The sequence below is a fragment of the Bacteroides luti genome, from assembly GCF_900128905.1.
GTDB lineage: Bacteria > Bacteroidota > Bacteroidia > Bacteroidales > Bacteroidaceae > Bacteroides > Bacteroides luti.
Genome location: NZ_FQTV01000024.1, coordinates 14,339 through 27,452, shown reverse-complemented (window position 1 = coordinate 27,452; position 13,114 = coordinate 14,339). Strand labels below are relative to the sequence as shown.

Here is a 13,114-nt window from a genome sequence, read left to right as displayed (position 1 = left end):
ATGATAGAACTTCAGCGATGCTAGGAGAATTCATTTTATTCATTGTTCAAAGATAAAGAATTAACACTTATCCCACAACTTTTTATACTGAGCCGATATAAGTAAGAAATCCCTTCTCTCCTTCTTTCAGGCAAAAAACACGTGCACCATTCTGAAAATCAGTATATGTAGTTCTTCCTCCCGAGAATCTTCCATAACCAAGAACAATTCCATAAAGTGATGCCAGATAATCATTATCATGATCGTGCCCAACAAATACTCCCATTATATCTCCACTTTCCAGCATGGCAGCAAACATTCCTGAATTAACAGATGCCGGACATTCATCTTCCAGGCGAATTCCAGCATGGATGTTTTTTTCATTTTTATATGCTTCTCTATATTCAGGAAGAGGAATATGGAAAAAAGCCAAAGCTGGAAGCGGCTTTCCTGCATTCTGTTTAGTATAAGAAGAACTTGTATGACGATACCATTGTACCTGATCGAAAGAAAACCATCCATATCCTTTCACAGAGTCTAACTTTGAATAATCATTTGAATCCATACAATAAATAAGAGATGCTGCTTTAGAATTTTTTGCCGATTGTATTTCCAAAGATATATCAGACAATCCTTTATCACTTTTCTTATTTAGATTATTTGGAGCTGCAGTTATAATGTCTGCAATCTCAGAACGGGTAAGATCTTGTTCCGGATCGTGGTTTCCCATTGTTATAATAAAAGGAATACCTTTTTTAATTAATGGTTTCAGCACCATATCCCATCCTTTACGGGCAGGCTTACCAGTCACTACATCTCCTGAAAAAACTATTAAATCGGGCTGTTCTTTTTCAAGTACTTTATCTATCAATTTAATAGCATCGAGAGATTCTTTTTTTTCGGGTACTACATGTGTATCAGTAAATTGAACAATCTTAAATGTTCCATCCTGATGGTAACGAAGCTGTTGAGCATCCAGTCTGGTGCAAACAGCAAATAGAATTAAAATTAAAAATAGGTTCTTTTTCATCTTATTGGCAATAAATATATTTTTCAATATTGTAAAAGTAATATCTTTGAAGAGAACTTTAACAGCAAATTGCAAATTATAATCTTCATTTCACGAATTTATAAATTATCCGTATAAGATAAATAAGAAGTTTACCAATAAAAACAATAGTACTTATAAGCAATTAAATATTTTTATTATATTATTTTCCATAGGAAATTTGTTTTATAAGAAAATACATATATCTTTGCATCGTTCTTTCTAAAGGAACAAATTTCCAAAGGACTATTTTTTAGAACTAAGGATACTTATTTAATTCGAGCAACAGATAGTTATAAGTTTATATAGGAGAAGAGAAACAATGAAAACCTGAAGAACAATGAAAAAGCTGACATTAATATTGCTAATAACGGGGCTGATTTTTACCTCGTGCAACGGACAACAAAGTAATAAACAAATTGATAATAAATTAAAAACTGAAAATAAGATGAAAACAATTCATTTAACAAAAGCAGAGTTTCTAAAGAAAGTAGCTGATTACGAAACCAATCCTAACGAATGGAAATATTTAGGTGACAAACCTGCCATTGTTGATTTTTATGCTTCATGGTGCGGTCCATGTAAAACTATTGCTCCAATCCTGGAAGAACTGGCTGCCGAATATGGTGATAAAATCTATATCTATAAAATAGACACTGAGGAAGAAGAAGAATTGGCTGCAGCATTTGGCATTCGCAGTATTCCTTCATTATTGTTCATCCCAATGAATGGTAAGCCACAAATGGCGCAGGGAGCTATGCCTAAGTCGGCATTCAAAGATGCAATTAACGAAATTCTGCTGAAAAAATAATAAAAATGGCACTGACTATTGACAAAAACCGATGCCCGCAAAACCATAGGTGTCCGCTTCTTAGAGTATGCCCTGTAGGTGCTATTTCTCAGGACGGACACAGTCTTCCGGTTATTGACTCTGAGAAGTGTATTGAATGCGGAAAATGTACCAGATACTGTGGTATGCAGGCTGTATATAAAAAATAAATCTGTAATATTTCATAGAAGAATAGCTCAGGAAATGATGAATTCCTGAGCTATTTCTTTTTCTTCCACCCGGATGTACAAAGCCTCTCCACCCGGGTCTACCAGATTTGTACACCCGGGTAGAGAATTGTCGTACACCCGGGTGGAGATGATAATCAGATTCCTAATTTATTTTTTCTCTCAGCTCATGTTTTATATATCTCCTTATGGTTCTGAACTTTGGATGTATAGTAAATTTAGGACGAAGTGAGCTTTCTTTCAGCATAAATGCCAGAAGACAAAATATTCCTAATATTACAAGCCAACCATACAGTTCCTTCATAGAAACTAATAGAGCCTGTTGCTGTAATGCTCCATAAAGTTCACTTTGAGACATTTGATTTGCCAAAACATTTACATGATCTAAATTTGCACTCAGTAGCATTACATTCTTTGCCATTACATATTTCAAGGCACGGCCTAGTATTGCTGCACCGAAAAATTCGCCAAAGCAAGCATCAACAAAAGCCTGAATAGTCAGCGCCTGCCAAAAGAACTGAAAAGGAACGCGTGTTAATGCCGTAAGAAAACAAATTGCAAGCACCACATAACCAAAGCTCCTTAAAAAGATAGGCAACATGAGTGCTTCTTTAGGTAAATTATAATCGATTATAAAATAGAAAATCATTAAATAACCTACAATCGCAACAAATGCAATAACAGTAACACTCTTAAAGCTCCATTTTTTTAAAGCAAATGTTCTATACATAAAAAAACTTGCTGTAACTATACCTAAAATGGATATCCAATTAAGTGAAACAAGATTCAAAGCATCGTATCCTAATATCTGTTCCATGTAGAGATGCTCCAAAACGTGTGTCGGCGAAAGTAAGATGAACACTAGCAGGTAAACAAAAGCCGTAACATACACCATTTTGAATGTCCAGGTTTTCAGCGAAATAAAAGGATGACGGATGGTGGATGCACGCCATAAATTGGTTGCAAGCAGCGCAACAATTGCTATAGTGGCCATTCGTATATATTCAGAATTATACCAGTCATAATATTCCCCGTACACGCAAACGAAAATAATACATAGAATTGTTAATGCCCAAATAAAAGCGCCTAACCAATCTACACCGTAAAGTGGTAACTTTTTCATTGCTCGATAAGTACGGAATATAATTACTGTAGTTAGCATCATCAAACCAAGTAGTCCGATAACAACCCAATGCATATATTCCCATTTTGAAAGGTATGCGGTATAAATAGCAGTCAGCCCTGTAAAGTTAAGCATACCTTGAACCATCAGATTGATATAGCAGAAGAAAATGGATAAATCTCTTTTAGGAGTAATCCATAGCTGAATGGTGGAGTTACATTCAAAGGTTCCCCACATTCTGAAAACTCCCGCTACAAAACTGGTGGCCACAAGAACAGGCACACTGATAGAATGCATGCAAATCAAATTACAGACAATAATACCCGTAGCACAAGTAAGCAAAGTTGGTTTTGATGCAAAACGAAATTTTAACCGGAACATAACGCAGAAAACCAATGCCAACCCTACTAGCGAGGCGGCACCTGCCATCGTTATATCTTCCCGCCTTAAAGAAGTAGAACCAACCATTTCACTGACTACCGCCAGATATACTCCTCCCGAAAGCTGGAAAATAACCGCGAAAACTATTACTATCCACGGCCGAAACTTTTCCGGAATAAAGCTACAGATAGACGGGATAGAAAAAGGACCTGTTTCGTGCATAGATTAATAGTTTACTTCACATTCTACATTCATCCCGGCACGCAGACGCTTCAAAAGATCTAGTCTGTTGTCTTTAGAAAATTTGATACGAACAGGAATACGTTGCTCTACTTTCACGAAATTACCAGATGAGTTATCTTGTTGGAAAAGAGAAAAACTTGCTCCAGTAGCTTGGGAAATAGATTCTACTTTACCTTTAAAAACGACATCAGGAATTGCATCAACCTCAACATTTACTTCTTGTCCTATCTGGATATTCGCTGTCTGAGTTTCTTTGTAATTAGCAACCACCCATTTATCATTTTCATCAACCAAATCAACCAACGCTTGTCCAGGTTGAATCAACATACCTTCCTGTATGTTCTTTCGTCCGGTAGTTCCGTCACATGGAGCAGTGATTACTGTATACGAAAGATTCAACTTGGCTAATCCCAAAGCAGCCTCAGCAAGTTTAATTCCGGCAATATTCTGACCTAAACGATGTGTTTGTTCCGTTTTTACAAGAGCAGTAGATTGCTTTTCGCGGTTAAGTAGTTCATATCTAACCTTCGAAGCATCGTATTCTGTTTTTACATTATCGTATTGTTGTTTAGTAACCGCTCCCTGTGCAAGCAGATTCTTATAACGATTATACTCACGTCCGGCATTATCCATACGAATCTTAGCTTCCTGAATTCCCGCATCAGAAACCGATATATTGTTTTGTGTAGTATTTATAGATGAAGTAGCAACAGTTTTACCGGATATGGCATTCTGATAATCAGCCTCAGCCTGAGCAACTCTGAAACGAAACTCAGTATCTTCAATCAATAACAAAGTATCACCTTTATGTACATACTGATTTTCCTCAAAACAAATCTTTTTGATAAATCCCTGAACACGAGAGTTTACCGGAACAATAAGTTGTTTAACCTGAGCATTGTCGGTATATTCTACATTTCCCAGATGAACAAACCTGGAGCATACCCAGATTATTCCACATAAAATTACAAATGCAATAACAATATTATTTATTAGCTTTTTTCTTTTCTTATTCATTACTCTATGATGTTAATTGTTTGATTTATAAATTTCCTGAAACCTTTTTCAGTTTATAATAATTATAAAGAATGTTTATCCGGGCATTAGCCACCTGCAATTCGGCACTTAACTTTGAATTGCTTGCATCCAGCATATCAGTTATAAGCGCCAGGTCATTCAGATAGCGGTTATTAACCACATCGTAATTCTGAGTAGCCAGTTCCAGACTCTTTTCTTGCGTATTGAGTTCGGTAAAAGATTCCAGATAATAAGTGTATGCTGCCTGAATCTCATTCTCTGTCATATCTTTAGCCAAAGCTAATTGCTCCTGCGCACGACGAGTTGCCAGTTTAGCTTGTTTATACTGTTTGTTTGTTTTATAAAGAGAAGCAAGATTATATTTCACTCCCACACCAACATACCAGTAGTTAAAGTTTTTGTTAATAGCAGGTATATCAATAGTAACAGGCCCATCAAGATGATTTGCTGCAACCAAAGCAATATGAGGCAATTTCTCTGATTTAATAATTGTTTCCTGCTGCTTACTTACATCAATTCCTAGCTCCATTTTCCGTAAAGATGGCAATGAAGAAGAAGCCATCCGTTGCCAATCTTCCACACCGGATATTGTAAGTTCCTTTTGCAATATCGTTGTATCAGGCACGATAGTCGCACTTTTAGGCAATCCCAATACAGTAATCAATTGATGATTAATGATTAATCTATTATTCATTACTTTAGTAAGTTGCAATTCAAGATTCTTCAGCTGCAGCTCATAACGGGTAATATCATTTCTAAGGGCAGTACCCTCTTTTTGCTTTGCCCGAATATCCTTCAGAAGCTTTTGGGTTTGCTCAATATTCTTTGTATATACCTTCGCATAATTAGCAAGTTTATACAATTCCATATAATAGCCGATAAGAAGAAAGCGAACATCCTGCTGATTGTTTACTTTATCCAACTCTGCTATTTGCTGTTGAAGTTCGGCTATCGCTATTCCTCCGGAAATTGCCCCACCGGCATAAACAACCTGCGATGCATCTATTGAAAAGTTGTTTCCGTAATGAGGTATAGCAGCTTTAAGTCCATTTGAAAAATTGCGGTCAGTAATATATCCGTTACCCAGATAACTAAATGAAAGTCCCGCATCAATACTTGGCAACATATTATTCTTTGCCACTTTTACTCCCTCTTTTGCCTGTTCAATACCTGTATCGAAAGTACGAATACTCTTACTATTTTCGTCGGCAAGACGGAACATTTCATCAATGCCCAAGGTATAGCAAAAGCTATCCTGAGCATACAATTGCTGGACACATAACGACACAATAAATGCCGTTATGAGCACTATTTTTTTACTCATAAATAAAAATGATTTATAAAAAATAATTAGATTTTATATATAGAAGTTCTTCAAGAACTAATTAGTGTGTTGCGGCAACACCCCATGAATGAAATTTGTGCAACTTATTCCTATATCTTAATGAGAAGGTATTGTATAGTCTAATCTTCATATTATAAAAAGAATCGTCCCTTAGACGAGGCTTAAAACCGCTGCAAAGGTAAATTTATAAATGATAAGTTGTAACCCTAGCAGGCTAATATTATAATATAAATTAACATATAAAAAACATAAGAACACCGGATATAAAATATTCTTATATACATTTGCAAACAAAGAAAAACGAATAAGCTAATAATTAATATTTGTTTTATGAAGATTAGAAAAGCCGCATCAACCGATATTGACAAGCAACTGGAAGTTTTTGATTTTGCCAGATCTATTATGCGGAATACTGGTAATATGAACCAGTGGACTGATGGTTATCCTTCTCGTGAAGTAGTTGAGAATGATATTGCAGCCGGTAACAGTTACGTATGTATAGACGATTCTGGAGAAATTGTTGCTACTTTCTGTTTCTGGAAAGGGAATGACCCTACTTATGCTTATATTGAAAACGGTCAATGGCTTAATGACGAGCCTTACGGAGTGGTTCATCGTTTGGCAACAAGTGGTAAAGTAAAAGGAATCGGTACCTATTGTCTGGAATGGTGTTTTCAGCAGTGCAATAATATCCGTGTAGATACACATCACGATAATTGGGTAATGCAATCGGTTCTTAAAAAGGATGGATATACCGAGTGTGGCGTTATCTATTTAGCGAACGGCTCACCAAGAGTGGCTTTTCAAAAGTATGGGCAAGAATAATATAATGCCTGCCCGTACTTGAAAAGCTTTCAGAATAAAAGAGACCAACCTTGGAAGATAGTTAAATCAGTTGCATCTCTTTATTCTTAAGCAATAACAACTCCAACGAACATAAATATCGAATATTCTATATTCATCATTTTACTCTTCGGCAATAACAACTCCCCATGGCTCAATAGTAACCCGGCTATCTTTTTTCAACGATTGGTTGTCAAGTAAAGAACGGCTGTCAGCAAAAGGATATTCAATACTCTTTTCCTCTGCAGAATAATTGAAGATATAATGAATGCTCTTCTTGCTACCATTAATACCCGAACGCATAATAATAGGATAATGATATTTTCCATTAAAAGGTAACTGACCAATACGATTGGCTGCACGAGCTACAATCTTCTGCAATAAGTCCTGTGAAGGAACTGTAGCCAGATAAATAAGATGTCCTTTACCATAAGAGTTTTCAGTAATGCAAGGCCATTTCCCGAAGAAAGGATGATCAATATATGCCAAAGGTTTGGCTGTAGTGGGCTGAAGGAATTCAAACCAGGTATTTACTGTATTATCATTAGCTCCAAGCTCGTTTGCTTTCAGATTTAGTTTATTAATTGTAGAGAATTCCTGATAAGTAAATCCGCAAACATCTTTTAAAGGTCCGGGAGCCAATGTAGGTCGTACAGCCGAATGCTCATTGCAGTAACCACTCTTATAGAACATAACTACTTCGCCACCTCTTTTCACAAAATCAGAAATCTTATTAAGTAAACTATCCGCTGCCACATACAAAGGAGGTATCACCAACATATCATACCCACTAAAATCGGTTATCTTATCGCAAGGAATAATATCGCACTCTATGTTTTGGCGGTACAAAGATTCATAAACCATGTAATCCTTGTAATTATCCCCGTTAGTATAAGGCATAAACTGTAAACCTTGCCCGGAATCGTGACTGTATAATATAGCAACTTTATTTTTCTTCTTTAGATTAACCAACTTAGCCCCTATTTTATCAAGCTCTTTTGCACCTTTTTGAAACTCACGGTACACGCGGTTAGGTTGCATGTCATGCCCAAGAATGCCACGCCAATAAGTTTCCTGTCCGTAATGCAGCGTACTCCAATGCCAATACTCCACCATATTGGCTCCACCGGCAAGGAAGCTATACATATTTTGTCTCAGTTGACCGTCATAAGGAGGATACTGGTCTTTACTATCCCACCCTGTGCCCTGCGCATTTGTTTCAGTTACAAGGAAATTCCCATTCTTAGAAACTTTACGCATATAATCGCTGGCATAACCAATCCATTGTCCATCCTGAGCATCCTGCATGGTATAGTAAACATTGATTGCAGGATATTCCATCTGCCTGAATGCTTCCACCTGATCAATATTTCTGAAATACGGCATAAAACAATGGGAAACAAACTGATCATCCCGCTTATACTGTTTCACAATATCTATTTGCCAGTTCAGGAAATCGGCTGTTGATTTACGGTTCCAGCGTTCCCATGCCACTTTGTAAGAAGGGTTCGTAACTCCATCGCGCGCATAAAATTCTTCCCAATTATTGATATTCATTCCCCAATAGTTCAATCCCCATGCACGGTTCAGTGAATCTAAATCATTGTTGAACTGCTTTTTTATGTAATTGCGAAAACCAACAAAATAATCATGATTATTAATGCCACGTGGCTCAACTTCATTATCTACCTGATAACCAATAATAGCCGGATGCTTGGCAAAATGTTCCATCATCTTGCGAATGATACGTTCGCAATAAAACAAGTAAGTGGGATTTGTGATATCCATATTCTGACGAATACCATAATAACTTTGACCTCCGTTTGTCTTTTGAGATAACACTTCAGGATAACGCTCTGCCATCCATGCCGGAATTGAATAAGTGGGAGTTCCCAAAATCACTTTGATTCCGGCTTTATTCAAATGATCAAGAATACGATCCATCCATTCAAACTTGAATTCGCCTTCACGAGGTTCAAACAAAGACCATGTTGATTCTCCAACGCGAACAACTGAAAGATGAGCTTCCTTCATCAAACGAATATCCTCATCCAGTCTGTCGGTCGGTGTATATTCACTATAATACGCAGCGCCATACAAAGGAGTAGTGAACTTAAAACTTTGTGCATTCAGAAACTGGAAGAATGTTCCACACAAAATAAGGAACAATGCAATATTCTTTTTCATATAGCAGATTTTGATTAACGTGGTTTTACTAAGGTATATGTATTTAAAAGAATCTTTTGTCAATGCAGATAATTATTCTATGTGCCAGTCGAAAAGATTTTTCGTTGTGCAAATATAATTAAAATTCTCTATTGAAAGATAGAGACAGATTCTAAATAACAAAGGAGCTACCGGGTTTTTACCGACAACTCCTTTGTTATTATTGATTCCATAATAAATTATTCTGCATCTATTACATCTGAATTATTACTTATTTGATGATTCCGGTGCCTTATCAATAAGTTCCATAAACTGATCAAGCTTAGGAGTAATAATAATCTGCGTTCTACGGTTACGTTGCTTTCCTAAAGCAGAGTTATTATCTGCAATCGGATTGAATTCACCACGACCAGCTGCAGTCAGACGTTTTGGATCAACGCCGTAACTGTTTTGCAAAACCTGAACAACCGATGAAGCACGCAAAGCACTCAAATCCCAGTTGTTACGGATATTAGCACGAGTAATAGGATCTGTATCAGTGTTACCTTCAATAAGAACGTCATAATCTTTGTAATCCATTATGATCTTAGCAATCTTGCTTAAAGTTTCACCGGCTCTTTCATTCACCTCATAGCTACCAGATTTATAAAGCATATTGTCTGCCAATGAGATATATACTACACCTTTCAAGACCTGAATATCTACTTCTTTTAGTTCTTCGCGGCTCAATGAACGTGTCAGGTTATTGCTCAACACCAGATTAAGTGAATCAGACTTAGTCTTAGTTTCAACCAATTGTTTGATAAAACGGTTGGAAGCATTAATTTCATCTACTAACTTGGAAATGTTTATATTCCCCTGAGAGTTTTGCTGCAAACTCTTGTCGAGCGATCCTTGCAAAGCAGCATAAGAGGAACGAATTTCTTCATTATTTCTTCGAGCCTCAGCCAAACGATCTTCCAGACTTTTAGCATTTGTACGACTCTCTACCAATTGCTCTTTAGTATCCTGGTAAGATTTTCTTAAATCACTGTTTTCAGTCTGTAGTTTATTATAATCGGACTGCAAACCGGCAAACTGCTTTTTGCTTACACAACTTGTAAACAATATACATACTGTCAGAACTGACAACGAAAAAACAGAATGTTTCATTATTGTTGATTTTAAATTTGTTTCAATTATATGCACTATTGCGATATTTTAAGTTTAAGGAATCGAAAGATACATAAAATATATATCAAAACAGAACTTATTATCAAATAGTAACAATCATTAGATTATTTAAATTGTTAAATTGGCTTTTTACTAGATATAATTAATAGAACTATGCCCCCGAACGAAACAAACCTCAACAAATAAAATTCTTTCGCCAATAAATAAAATCCATTAACCAAGGATTGCACAAAACTACCTTATAGATTTTCAAAATATATAGTATAAATTATGAGACATATAAAGTCTATCCATAGGCTATTTGATGAAAGCGTGCTTTACTCGAAAAGCGAAATAAGTGTCATTCCTATTCAGGCTTACAAACGAAATGGGTTATTTGTTAATAAATCTATATCGAGTACAGAAATTAAGAGTTGGCATAACATAAAAATGGTTTATGGGCATGATTTCAACAAAATTAAACTACTGAGAAAGAAGCATTAAACACATTTTAACTCGAAAATCAATCTCAAAACAAGAAAAGCTGATGTTATTTTCCGTCTTACTATTTTATTTTTTAAGATAACATATTGATTATTAAGTGCGGGCAATTTTGTAACACCCCGTAAGAAAACAAAAAAAACATATAGTTGCCCGCACGTAAAAAACAAAGAGAGCAACCTCACGGACACTCTCTACAAATTATTCGCCATTCATCAGGCGAAACTGTAAATACAAAGGTTATATCATTTTATTTCTTAAAAATACATTCCAATAAAATTCCCTTCAGGGTTCGGATATATGTTTTTACCTCTTTTTCTTTTTCATGAAGTTCTATTACTCTTGCACCTCTATCCAGAATTTCTTTATAAGCAGAAACATATCCGGATTTTCGACCGTAGGCTAAATGAATATTGGCTAATGACCCTATAAAATCATCATTATGATCGTGTCCCACAAAAGTAGCCATTACATCTTTTTGCTGAAGGAATGCCCAAAAAAGTCCACTATTAATTCGCGGAGAGCAGACTTCTTCCGAATGATTACCCAAAGTATTCTTCTGATTCCTTACATATTCATATTCAGGAAGAGGAATATGGAAAAATGCCAGAGCAGGCAATACTTCTCTATTCTTTTTTGCAAACTTATTACTTTGATCAACGTACCAGTCTATCTGAGTTTTCTTAATCCAGTCATAATGTCCCATAGTTGAATCATTGGTGTATGCGTGAGAATCGAAAAGATAGATAAGCCATGAATCTTTATCGCTTTCAGAGGATTTTACCGCCAGGGAACTGTTTCCAATACCATCTATTCCATTACCTGAATCCTGAGTTACATTATGAGGATTCTTCTGAAGATACTTCAGGACCTCACGTTTTGGCATATCGCTTTCGGTATCATGATTACCAAATGTTACAGCAAAAGGAACTTTCAGATCAGTCATCGGACGAGTAACCTGCTCCCACCCAGCCTTAGCTCCTTTCGACACAGAAATATCGCCGGTAATTATTACAAGATCAGGCTTCTCCGTTTTAATAACCTGCCGCATCATCATTTCCGTACTATCGTTTTTTACTTTGTATTTGCTATCACTATTCCAGTGTATATCAGTAAACTGAACAATCTTAAACCGGTTGTTATTAAACTTTAATTTCGGAGGCTGAGCAAATAAGGGTAATAATAGTGCTTGCAATATCACGACCAATAAAATCTGTACTTTCTTCATTTATTTATTTTATTTTTTTCGTTATTTGGTTATATCTCCTCCAAAGATAATATCTCCCGACTAATTATCCGATTCTTTTGAAAGAATTTCATTTGCAGTTTTAAGTTCCTACAATATCCCTTTGAAAAAATATCCAGAGTTTCACAACCAGAGTGTTATTTGCAACATTTTTCCCTTTCAAAGCTCCAGAATAAGGAATATCACCAAAAGTCATTGTCGGCTTATTGAAATAGTCCGCACAAAGAAACGACACTTATGTTTCAAAACAATGTCGGATAAATTAAGAAGTTTTTAACAAATTATTGCAAACTGAAAGAGAAAGAGATGATAAGGTAAAAGAAATGTTTACTACATTTGCGGATAAACTAAAAAAAAACGAATTTAAATGATAACCTACATCATTATTGGCGTTACGGCTATAATCTCATACCTGTGTTTCAATAACCAGGAGCTATTCTATAAATTGGCTTTTAATCCTTACCGTACAATAAAGAACAATGAGTGGCATCGCTTAATTACACACGGATTTGTACATGCCGACACAACTCACTTGCTAGTGAATATGTTCACTTTCTGGTCGTTCGGGACCTATATTGAGCAAGGTTTTGAAGTTCTGGGGTTTGGAACAAGTGGTTTTCTTGGACTTTATTTCGGAGGAATGATTGTTGCTTCGCTTTACGATCTTATTAAGCACAAAAACGATCCGTATTACAACTCCGTAGGTGCATCGGGAGCCATATCTGCAGTACTGTTTACCTCCATCTTTTTCAATCCATTCGGGACAATACTCTTATTTGCCATTATCCCTATACCGGGCATTCTGTTTGGTCCGCTATACCTTGTGTACTGCCAGTACATGAATAAAAAAGGAGGAGGAAACATCAATCACAACGCCCACTTCTATGGTGCAGTTTACGGAATAATTTATCCATTGCTTCTTGAACCAAGACTGTTATATGCTTTTCTATCTAATTTCTGATAAAAATGATTTTTCTGTTTGCATTATCAAGTTGGAATCTTCACAATTTATAAGATAACAACTACCTGCAA

12 protein-coding genes are annotated in these 13,114 nt (G+C 36.0%); 5 read left to right on the top strand and 7 right to left on the bottom strand.

The window, feature by feature from the left end; genetic code table 11:
• Nucleotides 1–82 precede the first annotated feature (82 nt).
• Nucleotides 83–1,009 (bottom strand): metallophosphoesterase family protein, encoded by a 927-nt coding sequence (locus BUC21_RS15655; protein ID WP_139261486.1) that lies wholly within the window; start codon nucleotides 1,007–1,009, stop codon nucleotides 83–85.
• A 358-nt stretch (nucleotides 1,010–1,367) separates the two neighbouring features.
• On the opposite strand from BUC21_RS15655, the gene trxA reads away from it, so the two are divergent.
• Together trxA and BUC21_RS15645 are read left to right on the top strand one after the other, a co-directional pair.
• Nucleotides 1,368–1,838: a thioredoxin gene (trxA, locus tag BUC21_RS15650; RefSeq protein ID WP_073404148.1), complete on the top strand. Its 471-nt coding sequence runs from the start codon at nucleotides 1,368–1,370 to the stop codon at nucleotides 1,836–1,838.
• A gap of 5 nt (nucleotides 1,839–1,843) precedes the next feature.
• The gene (locus BUC21_RS15645; protein WP_073404146.1) at nucleotides 1,844–2,026 is read left to right on the top strand and encodes a 4Fe-4S binding protein; all 183 of its coding nucleotides are present in this window, start codon (nucleotides 1,844–1,846) and stop codon (nucleotides 2,024–2,026) included.
• 163 nt (nucleotides 2,027–2,189) lie between these two features.
• Here the strand turns inward: BUC21_RS15645 and BUC21_RS15640 are convergent, their stop codons facing one another.
• Entirely contained in the window at nucleotides 2,190–3,464 is a 1,275-nt protein-coding gene (locus BUC21_RS15640) for an efflux MFS transporter permease (protein ID WP_245797146.1), read from the bottom strand.
• Between BUC21_RS15640 and BUC21_RS16670 the strand changes: the two genes are divergently transcribed.
• A complete protein-coding gene (locus BUC21_RS16670; RefSeq protein ID WP_245797144.1) occupies nucleotides 3,463–3,777 on the top strand; it encodes a hypothetical protein in 315 nt (104 codons plus the stop codon). The genes BUC21_RS15640 and BUC21_RS16670 overlap by 2 nt on opposite strands.
• On the opposite strand, the gene BUC21_RS15635 is transcribed toward BUC21_RS16670, so the two are convergent.
• Both BUC21_RS15635 and BUC21_RS15630 read right to left on the bottom strand, forming a co-directional pair.
• On the bottom strand, nucleotides 3,774–4,808 hold the full coding sequence (locus tag BUC21_RS15635; protein ID WP_073404142.1) for an HlyD family secretion protein: 1,035 nt from the start codon (nucleotides 4,806–4,808) through the stop codon (nucleotides 3,774–3,776). The two genes, BUC21_RS16670 and BUC21_RS15635, sit on opposite strands and share 4 nt — an antisense overlap.
• Nucleotides 4,809–4,833: 25 nt before the next feature.
• Nucleotides 4,834–6,153 (bottom strand): TolC family protein, encoded by a 1,320-nt coding sequence (locus tag BUC21_RS15630; RefSeq protein WP_073404140.1) that lies wholly within the window; start codon nucleotides 6,151–6,153, stop codon nucleotides 4,834–4,836.
• Nucleotides 6,154–6,504: 351 nt separating this feature from the next.
• Between BUC21_RS15630 and BUC21_RS15625 the strand changes: the two genes are divergently transcribed.
• Nucleotides 6,505–6,999: a GNAT family N-acetyltransferase gene (locus BUC21_RS15625; protein ID WP_073404138.1), complete on the top strand. Its 495-nt coding sequence runs from the start codon at nucleotides 6,505–6,507 to the stop codon at nucleotides 6,997–6,999.
• 141 nt (nucleotides 7,000–7,140) lie between these two features.
• Here the strand turns inward: BUC21_RS15625 and BUC21_RS15620 are convergent, their stop codons facing one another.
• The 3 genes from BUC21_RS15620 to BUC21_RS15605 all read right to left on the bottom strand — a co-directional run bounded on the left by BUC21_RS15620 (nucleotide 7,141) and on the right by BUC21_RS15605 (nucleotide 12,064).
• Complete coding sequence (locus BUC21_RS15620) at nucleotides 7,141–9,204, bottom strand: beta-galactosidase (RefSeq protein ID WP_073404136.1); 2,064 nt, start codon at nucleotides 9,202–9,204, stop codon at nucleotides 7,141–7,143.
• A gap of 246 nt (nucleotides 9,205–9,450) precedes the next feature.
• Nucleotides 9,451–10,335, bottom strand: a complete 885-nt coding sequence (locus BUC21_RS15615; protein WP_073404134.1) for an OmpA/MotB family protein — start codon at nucleotides 10,333–10,335, stop codon at nucleotides 9,451–9,453.
• A 751-nt stretch (nucleotides 10,336–11,086) separates the two neighbouring features.
• Nucleotides 11,087–12,064, bottom strand: a complete 978-nt coding sequence (locus tag BUC21_RS15605; protein WP_073404130.1) for a metallophosphoesterase family protein — start codon at nucleotides 12,062–12,064, stop codon at nucleotides 11,087–11,089.
• A gap of 385 nt (nucleotides 12,065–12,449) precedes the next feature.
• Between BUC21_RS15605 and BUC21_RS15600 the strand changes: the two genes are divergently transcribed.
• On the top strand, nucleotides 12,450–13,043 hold the full coding sequence (locus BUC21_RS15600) for a rhomboid family intramembrane serine protease (RefSeq protein WP_073404128.1): 594 nt from the start codon (nucleotides 12,450–12,452) through the stop codon (nucleotides 13,041–13,043).
• Nucleotides 13,044–13,114 lie beyond the last annotated feature (71 nt).